Origin of the sequence: Mycolicibacterium vaccae NBRC 14118 = CIP 105934 (genome assembly GCF_001552715.1) — a bacterium.
Taxonomy (GTDB): Bacteria; Actinomycetota; Actinomycetes; order Mycobacteriales; family Mycobacteriaceae; genus Mycobacterium; species Mycobacterium vaccae.
This window is the reverse complement of the sequence record NZ_BCRS01000013.1, coordinates 1-15,565: the sequence shown is the minus strand read 5'-3', so window position 1 is coordinate 15,565 and position 15,565 is coordinate 1. Positions and strand designations below refer to the sequence as shown.

The 15,565-nt window shown below is 67.5% G+C and carries 17 protein-coding genes and 1 tRNA gene; 11 read left to right on the top strand and 7 right to left on the bottom strand.

Annotated elements, in window-relative coordinates; translation table 11 throughout:
• Positions 1-2: 2 nt before the first annotated feature.
• Positions 3-860, bottom strand: a complete 858-nt coding sequence (locus MVA01S_RS04405; RefSeq protein WP_003932624.1) for an ABC transporter permease — start codon at positions 858-860, stop codon at positions 3-5.
• 172 nt (positions 861-1,032) lie between these two features.
• On the opposite strand from MVA01S_RS04405, the gene MVA01S_RS04400 reads away from it, so the two are divergent.
• Positions 1,033-1,506 (top strand): Lrp/AsnC family transcriptional regulator, encoded by a 474-nt coding sequence (locus MVA01S_RS04400; RefSeq protein ID WP_003932623.1) that lies wholly within the window; start codon positions 1,033-1,035, stop codon positions 1,504-1,506.
• Positions 1,507-1,514: 8 nt separating this feature from the next.
• Here the strand turns inward: MVA01S_RS04400 and MVA01S_RS04395 are convergent, their stop codons facing one another.
• Complete coding sequence (locus MVA01S_RS04395) at positions 1,515-2,540, bottom strand: NAD(P)H-dependent glycerol-3-phosphate dehydrogenase (protein ID WP_003932622.1); 1,026 nt, start codon at positions 2,538-2,540, stop codon at positions 1,515-1,517.
• Between the two features lie 132 nt (positions 2,541-2,672).
• On the opposite strand from MVA01S_RS04395, the gene MVA01S_RS04390 reads away from it, so the two are divergent.
• Entirely contained in the window at positions 2,673-3,128 is a 456-nt protein-coding gene (locus MVA01S_RS04390) for a WXG100 family type VII secretion target (protein WP_237024328.1), read from the top strand.
• Between the two features lie 59 nt (positions 3,129-3,187).
• On the opposite strand, the gene MVA01S_RS04385 is transcribed toward MVA01S_RS04390, so the two are convergent.
• Positions 3,188-3,679 (bottom strand): YajQ family cyclic di-GMP-binding protein, encoded by a 492-nt coding sequence (locus tag MVA01S_RS04385; protein WP_003932620.1) that lies wholly within the window; start codon positions 3,677-3,679, stop codon positions 3,188-3,190.
• Positions 3,680-3,833: 154 nt separating this feature from the next.
• Between MVA01S_RS04385 and MVA01S_RS04380 the strand changes: the two genes are divergently transcribed.
• The 7 genes from MVA01S_RS04380 to MVA01S_RS04350 all read left to right on the top strand — a co-directional run bounded on the left by MVA01S_RS04380 (position 3,834) and on the right by MVA01S_RS04350 (position 11,240).
• A tRNA-Tyr gene (locus MVA01S_RS04380) sits at positions 3,834-3,916 on the top strand.
• 123 nt (positions 3,917-4,039) lie between these two features.
• Positions 4,040-4,462, top strand: a complete 423-nt coding sequence (locus MVA01S_RS04375; protein ID WP_003932619.1) for a nitroreductase family deazaflavin-dependent oxidoreductase — start codon at positions 4,040-4,042, stop codon at positions 4,460-4,462.
• 548 nt (positions 4,463-5,010) lie between these two features.
• A complete protein-coding gene (locus tag MVA01S_RS04370; protein WP_003932618.1) occupies positions 5,011-6,339 on the top strand; it encodes a PE-PPE domain-containing protein in 1,329 nt (442 codons plus the stop codon).
• A gap of 635 nt (positions 6,340-6,974) precedes the next feature.
• Positions 6,975-7,754 carry a LuxR C-terminal-related transcriptional regulator gene (locus tag MVA01S_RS04365; RefSeq protein WP_081529162.1) on the top strand — a complete coding sequence of 260 codons (780 nt, stop codon included), beginning with the start codon at positions 6,975-6,977 and terminating at the stop codon, positions 7,752-7,754.
• A 221-nt stretch (positions 7,755-7,975) separates the two neighbouring features.
• Positions 7,976-9,415, top strand: a complete 1,440-nt coding sequence (locus MVA01S_RS04360) for a UDP-glucose dehydrogenase family protein (RefSeq protein WP_003932616.1) — start codon at positions 7,976-7,978, stop codon at positions 9,413-9,415.
• A gap of 75 nt (positions 9,416-9,490) precedes the next feature.
• On the top strand, positions 9,491-10,225 hold the full coding sequence (locus MVA01S_RS04355) for an SDR family oxidoreductase (protein WP_040542644.1): 735 nt from the start codon (positions 9,491-9,493) through the stop codon (positions 10,223-10,225).
• 55 nt (positions 10,226-10,280) lie between these two features.
• Positions 10,281-11,240 carry an AraC family transcriptional regulator gene (locus MVA01S_RS04350; RefSeq protein ID WP_003932614.1) on the top strand — a complete coding sequence of 320 codons (960 nt, stop codon included), beginning with the start codon at positions 10,281-10,283 and terminating at the stop codon, positions 11,238-11,240.
• On the opposite strand, the gene MVA01S_RS04345 is transcribed toward MVA01S_RS04350, so the two are convergent.
• Positions 11,190-12,275, bottom strand: coding sequence for a DUF2855 family protein (locus MVA01S_RS04345; RefSeq protein WP_003932613.1), 1,086 nt, complete (start codon positions 12,273-12,275; stop codon positions 11,190-11,192). The two genes, MVA01S_RS04350 and MVA01S_RS04345, sit on opposite strands and share 51 nt — an antisense overlap.
• 81 nt (positions 12,276-12,356) lie before the next feature.
• On the opposite strand from MVA01S_RS04345, the gene MVA01S_RS04340 reads away from it, so the two are divergent.
• The gene (locus MVA01S_RS04340) at positions 12,357-13,310 is read left to right on the top strand and encodes a 2-hydroxyacid dehydrogenase (protein ID WP_003932612.1); all 954 of its coding nucleotides are present in this window, start codon (positions 12,357-12,359) and stop codon (positions 13,308-13,310) included.
• A 38-nt stretch (positions 13,311-13,348) separates the two neighbouring features.
• On the opposite strand, the gene MVA01S_RS31875 is transcribed toward MVA01S_RS04340, so the two are convergent.
• The 3 genes from MVA01S_RS31875 to MVA01S_RS31865 are packed head-to-tail and all read right to left on the bottom strand — an operon-like array spanning position 13,349 to position 14,446.
• Positions 13,349-14,020, bottom strand: coding sequence for a cytochrome P450 (locus MVA01S_RS31875; protein WP_255251674.1), 672 nt, complete (start codon positions 14,018-14,020; stop codon positions 13,349-13,351).
• Entirely contained in the window at positions 14,020-14,166 is a 147-nt protein-coding gene (locus MVA01S_RS31870) for a hypothetical protein (protein ID WP_237024332.1), read from the bottom strand. The genes MVA01S_RS31875 and MVA01S_RS31870 overlap by 1 nt, the downstream gene beginning before the upstream one ends.
• A gap of 22 nt (positions 14,167-14,188) precedes the next feature.
• The gene (locus tag MVA01S_RS31865) at positions 14,189-14,446 is read right to left on the bottom strand and encodes a cytochrome P450 family protein (RefSeq protein WP_051015353.1); all 258 of its coding nucleotides are present in this window, start codon (positions 14,444-14,446) and stop codon (positions 14,189-14,191) included.
• A 307-nt stretch (positions 14,447-14,753) separates the two neighbouring features.
• Between MVA01S_RS31865 and MVA01S_RS04325 the strand changes: the two genes are divergently transcribed.
• Positions 14,754-15,565 (top strand): DUF7159 family protein (locus MVA01S_RS04325; RefSeq protein ID WP_255251672.1); only part of this gene is annotated, 812 nt, incomplete at its 3' end.

The following is a 15,565-nucleotide window of genomic DNA, read 5'->3' as shown; positions in this document are numbered from 1 at the left end:
GCCTACCCACGGCGCACCCGGGTCCGGCGCAGCGCCCGGCCGGCGCTGACGACCAGATAGGCCAGTGCGATGAACGTGACCATGCCGGCGAGCAGGGTCGCGGTCAGTGCCGCGCCGAACGGCAGTGATCCGGCGGTGGCGAGTTGGTCGCGGATGAGGTTGCCCATCAGGTACGTCGACCCGCCGAGGAACTGGGCGATCGCGAAGTCGCCGAGGCTGAGCAGGAACACGAGTTGGCAGCCGGCGGCGATGCCGCCGACGGTCAGCGGGACGACGACCGTGCGGAACGCCCGCCACGGACCGGCGTTCAGGTCGTGGGCGGCGTCGACGAGCCGCCAGTCGACGCGCTCGACCGCAAGGAACACCGCCAGGATCATGAACGGCAGGAAGCTGTAGACCAGGCCGAGGTTGAGTGCGTACGGGTTGCCGATCAGGTTGACCGGTCCGATCCCGAACCGGGCGAGCAGCGAGTTGACCGGGCCTTCGCGGCCCAGCAGTTGCACCCAGGCATAGATCCGGATCAGGTAGTCGGCCAGCCACGGCACCAGCACGGCCAGCAGTAGGGCGGGTTTGGCCCGTCCGCCGTACCGCGAGATCGCGTAGGCGCACGGGTACCCGATGAGCAGGCACACCGCGGTGGCCAGCACGGCGTAGGCGAAGGTGCGTGCCACCACCGGTAGGTAGGTGGACTGGAAGACCAGCGCGAAGTTGGCCGTGCTGAAGCCGTAGACGGGGCGGCCGATCATGTCGGGGGTGGCCACCGCCGCGGCCAGGATCAGGGCCAGGGGAATCAAATAGAAGCACGTCAGCCACGTGGTGCCGGGCAGCAGTGCGCGAACCCAACCGGCCCGTGTGCTCATCGGTGATCCCTCACATGGTCGAAACAACTCCGACAAACGATGACCTTAGTTTGTTTTCCGCATGTTTCGTCGCGGAAAACAAAACAATTCGCCGTGCAGATCACGGAATCAGTAATGATTTGGCCCTATTGTTGAGTGAATCCACGGAAGACATCACTGATCGGGGGCGAAGGTGGCGGATGAAACCGAAGGCGCGCTGGACAAAGTTTCAGCCGCGATAGTCGACTCGTTGCGGTCGGACGGCCGCAAGTCCTACGCGGCGATCGCCAAGGAGGTCGGGGTCTCGGAGGCCACCGTCCGGCAGCGCCTGCAGAAGCTGATCGAGCAGGGCCACATGCAGATCGTCGCGGTCACCAACCCGGTGGGCCCCGGCAGATTCACCTCGATGCTGCTGGTCAAGACCGACGGCGGGGTCGATGAGGTCGCCGCAGCGCTGCGGAACGTGCCTGAGGTGACCTTCGCGGTCGCCACGGCGGGCGCCTATGACGTCCTGGTGGAGGTGACCTCCCGCGACGGCGCGCATCTGCTGAGCGTCATCGAGGGCTCGATCCGCACCCTCGACGCGGTGACCGACGTGCAGACCCTGATCTACCTGAAGCTGCTCAAGCTGAGCTATCAGTCCGGGGTGTGGCCCACCACCGGCTGACCCGAGGCTCAGAAACCGGAGCCGTGCACCTCGTGGCCGGGCTTGTCGGCGACCAGCCCACGGTAGGCCTGCTCGACGGTCGAGCTGTGGTTGACCACGCCGTCGACCTCGCGCGCGATCGGCATCGAGATGCCGCACTTCTCGGCGAACTCCATCACCACGCTGGCGGCCTTGACGCCCTCGGCGACCTGGTTCATCGCCGCGATGATCTCGTCGATGGACTTGCCCTGGCCGAGCTGTTCACCGACGTGCCGGTTGCGGCTGCGCTGGGACGTGCACGTGACGATCAGGTCGCCCATGCCGGCGAGGCCCGCGAACGTGTCGCGATTGCCGCCGAGCGCGACCCCGAGTTTGGACATCTCGGCGACCGCGCGCGCCATCACCATGGCCCGGGTGTTCTCGCCGATGCCCAGCGAGTAGCCCATGCCGACGGCGATCGCGTACACGTTCTTGAGCGCTCCGGCCATCTCGACACCGACCACGTCATCGGTGGTGTAGGTGCGGAACCGCTTGGTGCGGAACAACTGTGCCAGGTTGGCGGCCAGATGCTGGTCGGGCATCGCGAGCACCGCGGCTGCGGCATAGCCTTCGGCGACCTCGCGGGCGATGTTGGGCCCGGCCAGGATTCCGGCCGGGTGCCCGGGCAGGATCTCGTCGACGATCTCGCTCATCCGGTAGTTGGTGCCCTGCTCGAGGCCCTTCACCAGCGACACCACCGGAACCCACGGCCTCAGCTGGGTCGCCAGTTCGGTCAGCACGCCGCGGAAACCGTGCGACGGCACGCCCATCACGATGACGTCGGCGCATTCGGCGGCCTCGGAGAAGTCGGTGGTGGCGCGCAGCGTGGGCGTCAATTCCACTTCTTCGCCAAGGTATTTCGAGTTGCGGTGGTTGTCGTTGATGTCGTCGGCGGTCTCCTGCGAGCGCACCCACTGCAACGTCGGCCCGCGCCTGGCGCAGATGGAGGCGACGGTGGTTCCCCACGATCCGCCCCCGAGGACGACGACTCTGGGTTCACGCTGCGCTGGTGCCATGGGAGATCACATTAGGGCGGGAAACCCGGGGCGAGGGTGGATTTCGAACAGGTGCGCCGACCCCCGTCCGGCGGCGGCGATAATGGGAGCCGACTGCTGAGGGGGTGGCTGGTGCCGTTCACGGTATCGACGGTGGAGGCTACGGACGTGCGGAGCCTGGCCGCCGCGGCGAGCGAACTGGGCGCCAAGATCGACGAACTCGACGCACTGATCGCCGAGCAGCGCGGATCGGTGCAGCGGCTGCGGCGCGCATGGCAGGGCGGGGCGGGTGAGGCCACGATCGCTCAGGCCGAACAGAACCTCGCCGCGCAGCTGCGTCTGCGGCAGCGGCTCGCCGAGGTGCGCGGCGCGCTGGCGGGCGGGGGAGCGCACCTCGTCGCGACGCGCGACGGGCTGACCGATCTGGTGGCCGCATTGCGCGGGGCGGGGTGGACGGTGACCGACGCCGGCCACGCCATCGCCCCGGCGTCCCCGGCGCTGCTGAAACGGTTCGAACCCGGTTTCACCACGCTGATCAGGCGGCTGCTGCGGCTGTTCGACGAGATCGACGCCGGCACCGCGGCCGGTATCAGCGGCGTGCTGCGCTGACTTGCGTGACCACACGGCGACATCCGGCCCGGAAATCGCCGTGCGGTCACGCAACAGGGTCAGCGGTAGTTGACGAACTGCAGCGCGACGTCGAGGTCGGCGCCCCGCAGCAGCGACTGGACGGCCTGCAGGTCGTCGCGCTTCTTGGAGCTGACGCGGATCTCTTCGCCCTGGATCTGCGCCTTGACGCCCTTGGGGCCCTCGTCGCGGATGAGCTTGGTGATCTTCTTGGCGTCCTCACTGGAGATGCCCTGCTTCAGGGTGCCGCTGACCTTGTAGGTCTTGCCGCTGGCCTGCGGTTCGTCAGCGTCGAACGCCTTCATCGAGATGTCGCGCCGGACCAGTTTCTCCTTGAACACGTCGACGGCGGCCTTCACGCGCTCCTCGGTGGAGGACACGATCTCGATGGCCTCCTCGCCCTTCCAGGCGATCGTGGTGTCGGTCCCGCGGAAGTCGAAGCGGGTCGACAGCTCCTTCGCGGCCTGGTTGAGCGCGTTGTCGACTTCCTGGCGGTCGACCTTGCTGACGACGTCGAACGATGAATCCGCCATTGGACTCGTCCCTCCCTCGTGGTTCGGTACCTGGCTCCATCTTGGTCGCTGCTCACGACCGGCCGGACACCGCCCCCCACCGCACGATTTGTAGTCGGGCACCGTCCTCGTTGTATTCTGCTGTGCGCGCTGTGCAGCGCACGAGCAGCATCCAGGCAGGTTGCCCGAGCGGCCAATGGGAGCGGACTGTAAATCCGTCGGCTAACGCCTACACAGGTTCGAATCCTGTACCTGCCACACTGGTCAGGCCCCCTTTCGAGGGGGCCTGATTTCTTTCTCCGATCGCAGTGCTCGCGGGAATATGCGCCCGTATCCGGCGGTAGGTAACGGGTGGTGCCCGATGCGACCGAAGGAGCCTTCATGGACAAAGCAGCGTTCGACGCGATGAACCGTCCGGTGATCGACGAGTTCCGCCGCACCGGCGGCAAGGCCGGCGGGGTGTTCGAAGGCAAGCCGCTCGTGCTGGTCCACCACGTCGGCGCGAAGTCCGGCAAGGAGCGCATCGCCCCGCTGGTTGCGTTGCTCGATGACGGGCGCGTATACGTCTTCGCCAGCAAGGGCGGCGCGGACACCCACCCCGACTGGTATCGCAACATCGTCGCCAACCCGAACGTCACCGTCGAGCTGGGCAGCGAGACCTACCTGGCGACGGCCCGCGTCCTCGACGGGCCCGAGCGCGACGAGATCTACGCCAAGCATGTGGAGCGCGAGCCGCAGTTCGGTGATTACCAGCGGAAGACGACGCGCGTCATCCCCGTTGTCGAGCTGGTGCGGGCGGGCTGAGCGCAGCCTCGGAGCTCCGCGAGCACAGGGCCAGCAGCGGGACGTGGCCGTGGGCCGGAACGCCGGCGGTCGGGTAGCCGGCGCGGCAGAAGTCGAGCACCCTGGTCAGTGCTTTCGGGCCGGACATCTCCACCTCCTACGGGTCGTGCGTGGCGCCAAGGTTCCCGCGGCGGCACGCCGTCAAACGCGTTGTGGTCAGACTGACACCGACCCGTTGTTCTCGCCACCGCCGCGCCGAACCCCCGGGGCAAACGCCAAGCCACCGACCCTGCTCACGTGCCGGGCGTGTGCGCCTGATTCCCATGTCGCCTCCTCGCGAGAGTCACCGCGAACTCGGGTACACGCGATGTCCGTGCCTCGCTGAACTGTATGCACCGAGTTTCTCGATCACCCGTCTCGGGCCGCAACGTCACTCTTCCTGACCGCCCAGGCCGGCACACCTGCGTCCGTCGGCTGGGATCGGCGACCGCAGTCGTTGAAAGCCTCGCGGCAGCAAACCCTTCGTCATACACTCGACGCGCGAACTCGGGCGACGTTGAGGGGACGGCATGGCCAGGAAGCATGTGGGAGCTGCGTTGTCGGCGCTGGGGACGGCGGGTGTCGCGCTGACCGCCGCGCTGCTGGGGGTGACGCCCACCCTTTCGGCCGCCCCGCAGTTGGTTGCGTCGCTGCACTACCTGCCGGGCACGAGAATCGGCTACGTGCCGCCGGACGCGATGTTCGGCGATTTCATCGGTCGGGTGGTCGACGGCGTGGACGTGACGCCGCCGGACCTGCCTTACGAGAAAGTCGACTACAGCGCAGGCTTCTGGCCCGTCTCCCACGGGGGCTTCCGGGACCTGACCTTCAATCGGTCGGTCCGGCAGGGCGTCGCACTGCTGGAAGCCGGGGCGCCGGCCGCCGGTGACCTGATCTTCGGCTTCTCCCAGGGCGCGGTCGTCGCGTCACGGTACAAGCAGACCCACACCGGCCACACCTATCTCCTGGTCGCCAACCCCAACCGGCCCAACGGAGGCGTGCTGTCACGCTTCAAGGGCATCACGATCCCGATCCTGGATTTCACGTTCGACGGTGCGACACCCGACAACGGGGACCCGACCTACGACATCGTGCGCCAGTACGACGGCTGGGCGGATTTCCCGACCTACCTGTGGAATCCGATCGCGCTGGCCAACGCTGTCATGGGAATAGTGTTGGTACACGGCAACACTCAGATGGAACTGACCGCCGCCGACCTGGAAGCCGCGAAGGCGTCCGGCGATCCGGACCACTACCAGTTCCACGCGGGCTCCAACACGCACTACTACGTGGTCAAGACCTACCCGGTGCCGCTACTCATGCCGCTGACCGCGCTGCTGCCCGCCTCGATCATCGCGGCGCTGGACGCGCCGTTGCGTAAGTTCATCGAGTTAGCCTATGACAGAAGCGATTACAGTGAGCCGACCCGGGCCAAGTTCTTCGCGCCGTTGAGACCGCTCAGCAGGGCCGAGGTGACTGTCGATGAGCCGGCCGCGATCGACGGTCCGGTGGCGGCTTCCCACGATGAATCCGGGCACCAGCGCGGAGGTGACGTCTCCGATCACGTCGGTGACGACGAGGCTGCTCAAACACCCGACCCCGACGAAGTCGATGGGTACGACATCGAGACGTCTGGTGCGGTCGACGACGAGGCGGCGTCGATAGCTGAAGAGGACGTCCGCGAAGCCGAGGACGCGCTGGAAGCGCAGGAGGCCGAGGAGGCCGATCAGCTGCACGATGATGCCGACCAGGTACAGGACGCGGCGGACCAGGTCTCGGACGATGCCGCGGTTGAGCCTTCCGCCGCCATCGGGGGCGCGTCGGAACCGGGGGACGGTGACGCCGCCGACGCGGCGTAGACGACGGGTTGGTGAGCTATCCAGGAGTCTGGAGAGCTGCTGAGTGCTGGGTTCTCACGTCCTGTGGGGCGCTTGAGCTTGCTGTGGCGCGGTGTGCGGCCTGCTCAGGCGAAGTTTCGACATGGCGGCGCCGAGGCCAGTTTGCGACGGTCTTTGCAAAACCAGCAAACGATTTTTGAGAGCTAGGCCGGGGCTGGTACTTAAGAGCGAGACCGTGGGCGAGACTTCGCGTAGATCCTGAGAATCTTAAAAGTCCTGCTAGAACGATAGGTCTAAAGACAAATCCGGTTACAACCCGGCTTGCTGGAGCGCTTGGTGGCGAGATGCGCATACGCTAATGGGATTGTCCGGCAACTACCCGCATGTGCAAGGACTTGAACATTTACGGGGGCGAAAAGAGCGACAGCCACCACTGAAGTAAGCCAGAATTACGTTGCGTCCAAAGATCGTGGGACGGCGAAAGAGCCTATGGGGGGTAGGAAATGTCAATCCGAGTCGGGGAAACTGAACGGGCATCAGCTAAATCGGCTGACGCGGGGGCCGGGCCACGCTCGACATTGGTGGCGGTGCGGAGACGGCCGGGGCGTGACGGGCACGGCGCGGCGGCCGAATGTGTGTACCAGCGTCCGATCGGGATGAGTCCGCTCCGCGACACGGTGCGTGGTGGTCTGCCCTGGCAGCCGCTGCCGGTGTCCATACCGGACATCACCGAGGGCGCGCCCAGTGTTGCCGTGGCCGGTGACGGTACCCGCGCGTTGTACGACACCAGTGTTCTGATCATCGACGACAGCACCCTGAACAGGGAGAACCTGGCGGCGGTGTTCGGGACCAACGGCGCGCGGACGGTGGGGGTCGCCTGGGATCTTCCTTCGCTGTGCACGGCGCTCAGCTCGGCGCCTGCCGGACTCGTGCTGCTCAACATCAACACCCGCGACAGTGTCGTGCTGTTACACGCGGTGTTCGAGATGAACGCGCACGCCCGGGTGATCGTGTTGGGGATGGCCGAAGACGACGACGACGGGATCATCGCCTGCGCGGAAGCCGGCGTCGCCGGGTACCACCTCCGCACCGAATCGTTCGACGATCTGCTCACGGTGATGACCAAGGTTGCCCGCGGTGAGATGCTGTGTTCGCCGCAAGTGTCGGCGGTCCTGCTGCGCCGGCTGTCCAGCCTCGCGTCGGCACGCGAGCCGATGGCCAAGGAACTAGTCCTGACGGCCCGCGAGGTCGAGATTCTCCGGTTGCTTGAGATGGGGATGTCGAACCGGGACATCGCCGAGCGCTTGTGTATCGCCGTCCACACGGTCAAGAACCATGTGCACAGCGTCCTGACGAAGCTGGGCGTCACCAATCGGGCCGAGGCTGCCGCCCGGTTCCGGACGGTCCGGTACGCCGAGACCGCGTCAGAGAACTAGTCCTGTGCGGGGCCGAAATTGGCTCCAAAGGTCTATGTACCCCTCGCCGGTATGACCGGATAGTGAGCAGGGTGGTCGGAGCGTTAGCTGAGGCATCCGCAAGGGCGTCGCTCACCGGTCCAGCCGGATCCACTTGCAGGAGAGGGGTTTCGCCCAGCATGGACTGTCACATGTGTTTGCCGGGCGGCCTCGCCGACGATCTCGGACGGGTCTGAGCGCGGATGGCGCGGATCGCGGTGTTCGGTGCCGGCCACCTCGGTGTCACGCACGCGGCCTGCATGGCCGAACTCGGGCACGACGTCGAGGTGGTCGACCCCGACGCCGGCCGGCTCGACCGGCTACGCAACGGTGAATTACCTTTTTACGAACCAGGATTGGCGGAGCTGCTGCGGCGGCATCTGGACGATTCCCGGTTGTCCTTCACGTCCTCCTACGATGAGGCCGTTGCACTCGCATCAATCCACTTCCTCACGGTGCCGGTCCCGCAGAAATACGGCGGGCCTGGTGCGGACCTCGGTGCGCTGCACGCGGCCATCGACGAGTTGGCGCCCCGATTAACCAGCCCGGCAGTGGTCATCGGGAAGTCGACCGTACCGGTGGGCACAGCCAGGCAGGTGAGCGCCCGGATCAGGCACCTGGCGCCGGCCGGCTATGCCGTGAACGTGGGCTGGAATCCGGATTTTCTGCGCAAGGGCCATGCGGTGCAGGACGCGCTGGCGCCGGACCGGATCGTGCTCGGCATCGAGAGCGATCGGCTGAACTACGCCGAACGGGTGCTCAGAGCTGTCTACGCCAGGTTCGTCGATGCGGGCACGCCATTTCTGGTCACCGACCTGGCCACCGCGGAGATGGTTGAGTCGGTGACGAACGCCTTTGTGGCGATGAAGGTCTCGTTTGCCAATGCCGTTGCCGACATGTGCGACGGCGTCGGGGCGGATATCGGCGTCGTCGCCGATGCGGTGGGACGTGACAGGCGGATCGGGCGGAATCTGCTCGAAGCCGGGGTTGGTTACGGGGGAGCACTGCCCGGCGACGTCCGCGCGATCATGGCCCGAGCCGGCCAGGCCGGGTCTGACGAGATGCTGGCACTGCTCGGCGTGGTGGACAGCATCAACGTGCGACACCGGTCGAAGATGGTCGAGTTGACCAGCAGCGTGCTGGGCGGCCGGCTCACGGGAGCACGGATCGCGGTACTGGGGGCGGCGTACACAGCGGATTCCGATGACGTCCTCGACTCGCCCGCGCTCAACGTGGCCGGCCACCTCCACGCCGAAGGCGCCTCGGTGAGCGTCTTCGATCCGTACGCGATGGACAATGCGCGCGGTGTGTTCCCGAACTTCGACTACGCGGGCGACGCCGTCGAAGCCTGCCAGGGTGCTGATGCGGTGTTGGTACTCACCGAGTGGCAGCAGTTCCGGGACCTGCGTCCGGCAGACCTGGACGGCGTGGTGGGCAGCCGAAGGATCATCGACGGCAGGAACTGGCTGGATCCTCAGCTGTGGCGAGGTGCCGGGTGGGAGTACCGCGGGATGGGCAGGCCGGTGGCCGCTGCCGAAGGCGGGCATCCTGTGCAGAGCCAGTCGATCTCGACATCGAAGGTGTGGACTGAGATCGTCATGCAGCGGCTCGAGTCGTGGGGTGAGGTGGCCGGCGCCGGCTAGTCGCAAGACGATCGCGAAGGACTTCCGGACGCTGCGGCGTTGCTCGCAGAGCCTGTGGCGGCTTGACTTTCGTTCATGAACACAGTGCTTATCACGGGCTGCTCGTCGGGTTACGGTCTGGCGACGGCTCAACGCTTCCTTGACGAAGGCTGGAATGTCGTGGCCACCATGCGCGTTCCGCGCGAGGGCGTGCTTCCCCCGTCGGACCGGCTGCGCATCGTCGCGCTCGACGTGACCGATCCCGACAGCGTCGCCGCAGCGGTCGAGGCCGCGGGCCCGATCGATGTGCTGGTCAACAATGCCGGGATCGGCGCCGTCGGCGCGTTCGAGGCCACTCCGTCGCAGACCATCCGGGAGCTGTTCGAGACCAACACGTTCGGCGTGATGAGGACGACGCAGGCGGTCATACCGCAGATGCGGGCGCGGCGATCCGGCGCCATCGTCAACGTCACCTCGAGCGTCACCCTGGCGGCGATGCCGCTGGCCGCCGCGTACACGGCGAGCAAGTCGGCGGTCGAGGGTTTCACGGGCTCGCTGGCGCTGGAGCTAGGGTTCTTCGGCGTGCGGGTCAAGCTGGTGGCTCCCGGGTACGGTCCGTCGACCCGGTTCGCCCACAACGGTTCTCACCGGATGGCGGATCTGATTCCCGGCGAGTACGAGGCGTTCGCCGCACCGGTGATGGCGTCGTTCGAAACGCCGGGGATGGTGACCACCCCACAGGACGTCGCCGACGTCGTCTTTCTCGCCGCCACCGACACCTCCGACCGGCTCAAGTATCCAGCTGGAGCCGATGCGGTGGCGCTGGCCTGATTGCGCTGTCCCGACCCGTGCCACGCGCGGGTGATGACACGCTAACGTCGGCGGGGTGGGCGACGCCGATCCGATGGAAGTGCTGATGTCGCTGTTGCGGCCGGAGGCGGTGCTGCCGAAGGTCATATCCGGCGGCGGCCGGTGGAGCGTACGCAAGCCCCGGTTCGGCGGTCCCGCGTTCTGTCTGATGCTGGAGGGCTCGTGCCGGCTGGACGCCGACGGTCTCGACACCGTCGAGTTGGGTGCCGGCGACTTCCTGCTGCTGCCGCAGACCCCGGGGTTCACGCTGGGAGCCGATCGGGACATCACCCCGACACCCAGCGCGCTTGACCATTCACGTCATACCCGGCACGGCGCGGAGTCGGACGCGGTCACCATGCGCATGCTAGGCGGCTACTTCCGGTTCGACCCGGCGAATGCGGCATTGCTGGTCGCGTTGCTGCCGCCGTCGATCCTGGTGCGCGCCGACCGACCGGGAGCACAGCGCCTGCACCGCCTCGTCGAGCTGATCACCGAGGAAGCCGACGCCGACGGCGCGTGCCGTGACGTGATCCTGCAGCGGCTGGTCGAGGTGCTGCTGATCGAAGCGATGCGGGTGCACACCGCCACCGATCTCGGTGTCCCGCAGCGTGGTCTGATCGCCGGACTGACCGACCCGGTGCTCGCGCCGGCCTTGCGGCGACTGCACGCCGACGTCGGGCACGGCTGGACCGTCGAGCGGCTCGCCCGGGAAGCGGCGGTGTCGCGGGCGGTGTTCGCTCAAAGATTCACGCGGACAATAGGAGTGCCCCCGATGCAGTATCTGCTGGAGTGGCGGGTGGCGTTGGCCAAGGATCTTCTCCGGCGAGAGAGGCCGTCGGTGGCGCAGGTGGCGCAGCAGGTGGGCTACCAGTCGGCGACCGCGTTCACGACCGCGTTCGCCCGGGTGGCGGGATGCTCGCCGACGGAGTTCGCGCGCACGGCTTCACACCGACAGGACGTGGCCTTCGCGGGCGGGGACCGCGCCGTCCAATAACGCGGTGTAGCAGGCGTCGACGGCGTCCGGGCCGTGCCCCGGCACCACGGTCAGCCACGGATCGCCGGTGCGCGTGACCGGTTCCATGAACGCGAGCCACGCGCCCGCCAGGCGCTCCAGCAGGCCGGCCCGGCTCCAGTCGGCGATGCGCTTGGTCAGCCGGTCGGGGACGAAGAGCAGCACGGGGGCGGGACCGGGCAGATCGTCGTCACGGCCGAGGCTGTCCCAGTGCGTGCCGCCGACCGCGCAGTCGTAGACCAGCCGCTCACCCAGCCGGTGGTGAACCGCGGCCCGCGTCGACGTGCTGCCGCTGAAGTCGACGTACACCGCGGACGTCTCGGGCAGGGAGTCGATGTCGTCGTAGGTCAGGACGTCGTCGTAGCAGCCCAGCGAGCGGACGAAGTCCAGGTTCGCCGTCGAGGTGAGCCCGACGGTCCGCGCCGCACCGGCGCGGCGCGACAGACAGAACGCGGTGCCGTAGGCGGTCTTGCTCGACGCGCTGGACAGGATCGCGGTGTCGGCGCCGAAGAACCGGTTCTCGGTCAGGAAGTCGTCGAGCATGAACGATGTGGAGAACAGCGGCCGCAGCAGGGCTTGGTGGTCCTCGTAGGCGGCGACGTATCCGGGATCGGTGCTGCAGCGCACGTAGCGGTTGTAGATCGGGTGCAGGGCGTTGCGGTGCTCGGCGGCGTCGGTGAACCCGGCGTCGTCGACCGGATCGGGTTGGAGGACGACCTCGTCGGCCACGGGGTAGTAGCCGTAGAAGCGGTCCCCGGTCTCCACTCCGGGCCGGCGCGACTCCGCAACGGTGGCGAATCCCCATGCCGGGAGCGAGCCGGTGGTCGGATCGCCGGTCGGGAAGAACTGCCAGTAGTTCATCAGGTCGCCGAGGCCGGCGTAGGTGATGTTGTTGGCCGTCAGTGCGAACTTGTCGATGCGCATCCGGACCGCGCCGTCGCCCAGGGCGGGGGACGGGGCGTCCTGCCAGTGCGTCTGTCGGATGTCGCGGCGCTGGATTTCGAGCCGGGTCGTCATCGAGTCGATGGTAACGGTGATGAGCGCGACGAAACAGGACGTAGACCGGTATCCGAACGTGGCCGTACCGTGGGTCGGACTATGAGCACCGCACAGAATCGCTGCGTCCTGCAGGTCGGGCCGCTGATGCCGTCCCTGGCCCGCACACTGGCCGAGGACTATGCGGCGTGGCAACTGCCCACCGACCTTGCCGAACGCACCGAGTTCCTCACTGAGCGCGGCGCCGAGATCACCGCGATCGTCACGTCGGGGCGCACCGGGGTGGATGCCGCGCTGATGCAGTCGCTGCCCAATCTGGGTGCGGTGGTGAACTTCGGCGTCGGTTACGACACCGTCGACGTCGACGCCGCGGCGGCCCGCGGGGTCGCGGTGAGTAATACGCCGGACGTGCTCACCGACTGTGTGGCCGACACCGCGGTGGGCCTGATGATCGACACGCTGCGCCGGTTCTCGGCCGCGGATCGCTATGTGCGGGAGGGTCGTTGGCCGGTGGAGGGCATGTACCCGTTGACCCGCCAGGTCAGCAACACCAACGTCGGCATCCTCGGGATGGGCCGGATCGGCACGGCGATCGCGTTGCGGCTCAGCGCTTTCGGCTGCGCGATCAGCTACCACAACCGCCGCGAGGTAGCGGATTCGCCGTACGGCTACGCGGCGTCGCCCGTGGAGCTGGCCTCGACGGTGGATGTGCTGATCGTGGCTGCCGCCGGCGGTGACGGCACCCGGGGGCTGGTCGGGCGCGATGTTCTCGACGCGCTCGGCCCGCACGGGTATCTGATCAACATCGCCCGCGGCAGCGTCGTCGACCAGGACGCACTCGTCTCGGCGCTGGTGGAGGGTCGGCTGGCCGGGGCGGGCCTCGACGTCTTCGCCGACGAACCGCAGGTGCCCGAGGAGTTGTTCGCCCTCGAGAGCGTCGTGTTACTGCCCCACGTGGGCAGCGGCACGGTGCAGACCCGGGCGGCGATGGAAGCGCTCACCCTGCGCAACCTCGACAGCTACCTGAAGACGGGCGAACTCGTCACCCCCATCTGACCCTGCGCGATCAGCGGCGAACTAGACGCTGAGGCTGGTCACCGCGGTACGTTGCAACCGGCGGCGACGTTGTGGCAGTGCCCCTCGGATTTGCAGCCGGCGCAGCGGCACCTGCAGCCTTTGTGCTTGAGTGCTTCTGAGATTTTGTGGTCGTCGCCCATGACGAACTCCTTCATCGAATACCTTCGACGGTAGCCCTCTGAACGCGCGCGGAACAGCGTCGCGGCTGAGTTTCTCTCCCGCGCCCGATTCCCGCGCCTGTCCTCGCCGAACGTGCATTCCAGGAGGGCAAAGTCCGAGTCACGACCTACCGGAATGCACTTTCGGCGGGCCCGGACCGGAGTCCAGGAGCGACGCCGGCAGTCAACTGGCGGCCGCGGCCGTATCCACACCCAGGTTGCCGCTTTGACTGTCATGTCGGCGAACTGCTGGCCGATGCACTTGTGCGCGCCGCCGCCGAACGGTGCGAACACATAGCGGCTGACGTCGTGCCCACCACGTCCGGAGGTGAACCGACCGGGATCGAACTGGTCCGGGTTGTCCCACCAGTTCGGCAACCGCATCGACGCGTAGACCTTGATGGCCACCTGACACTTCCGCGGGAGGTAATAGCCGGCGACCTCGGTGTCTTTCACGGCCTGCCGGAACAACGTGCCGGCGGGGGCATCGTCGGGACGGCCCAGGCCTCCTCGCGTAACGCGTTCTGCCACTAGATGTTCCGGCCCAGTTCAAAGGCGAGCATGGACAGCGCGATCGCGCTGGTGTCATGGGCGGCCATCAGCAGGAAGATCATGTGGTTGACGATGTCCTGATCGCTGAAGCGCACGCCGTCGTCATCGCGGCTGCCGCACAGCATCGAGAACAGGTCGTTGCCGGGATCAGCGCGGCGGTCGGGAAGCTGCTTGCGGAAGTAGTCTTCGCACCGTGGCGTGGAAATCGGCGGACAACCGGTCGGATTCGGGACCCAGGGGGGCGCCGACGAACACCTCGGTGGCCTGCTCGGGGAGCAGGTGTTTGATCGCGTCGTAGAACGGAAGTGTCTGTGCCGCAGGCCATGTGCTCAGCATCCGGTCGATACTGGGCTGCATGAGCTCCAGATAGCCGTTCAGCGCGGTGCGGGTGAACGCCTGCTGCATGATCCGGCGGTGATCTCGGTGCTCGTCGAAATCGAGAGCCTGACCGCGCTGTGGCTGATCACCGGCAACGGCGCCGCCGAGGTGGCCCGCCTCCGCTTGTCGGACTGACCTCTTCGCCGAAACCGCATTCCATGCGGCGTCCGGGCGCAAAACCCCTGCGTAGATGCAATCTCGGCAGGGGAGTGCCCGGGAGCCCCCGGGGTCCGGGGTGCCGGCGACTGTGCGCTCGCGGGCGGTCGCGGTAATGTCGAGAACCAGTCTCAGGAAGATTGGTAGCTAATACATGGACCTCGTACTCGGTTTGTCGATGACGGCGTCATCGATCCGCTGGGTCCTCGTCGACGACGCGACGGGCGCAGAGAGCCGCACCGTTGACCGCGGCACCGTTCCCGTCGACCCTGCTTTCAGTGCCGAAACCCTGGTGGGCGCGCTGCTGGACCGGCCGGTGCACGCCCTCGGGTTGACCTGGACCAGCGACGCGGAGCGCATCGCAAGCGCCGTCTGGCAGGCGCTGACCGACCGCGCGGTCGAGAACGTGATCGCGGTGTCCGACGTCGAAGCCGCCGAAGCGCTGGCCTGCGGTATCGCCGACCTCGCCGGCCTGGAACGCGTGGTGGTGTGCGTCGCCGAGCCGGGAGCCTCGGTGATCGCCGCGGTGACCCCGGACGGGGTGACGGCCGACCGCGTCGACCCGTCCACACTCGCCGACGTCGACGGCCTGGATCCCGACGCAGTCTTCGTGGTCGGTTCCGGTGACGTCGCGGGCGTGGTGGCCGCTGTCGAGGAACGCCTCGAGGTTCCGGTGGTCACTGCGGCCGAGGCCGAGCTCGCGCTGGCCCGCGGAGCGGCGCTGGCGTCCGGTTCGGCGGTGTCGATCCTGGACGCCGAGGCCGCGCCGAAGCGGCGCAGGCTGTCGCCGACGGCGACGCTGGTGTCGGTGCTGGCCGCCGCGGTGGTGACATTCGTGGTGTCCCTGTCTGTCGCGGTCGGCATGAGCCTGACGCCGGACGATCCCGCCCCGCAGATGGCCCGCGCGGTGACCGAGCCGACCGTCGAGCGCGTCGCTCCGCCCAAGCCCGCCACCGCGGCCCCGCGTGCGCCCGAGCCCGAAGCCCCGCC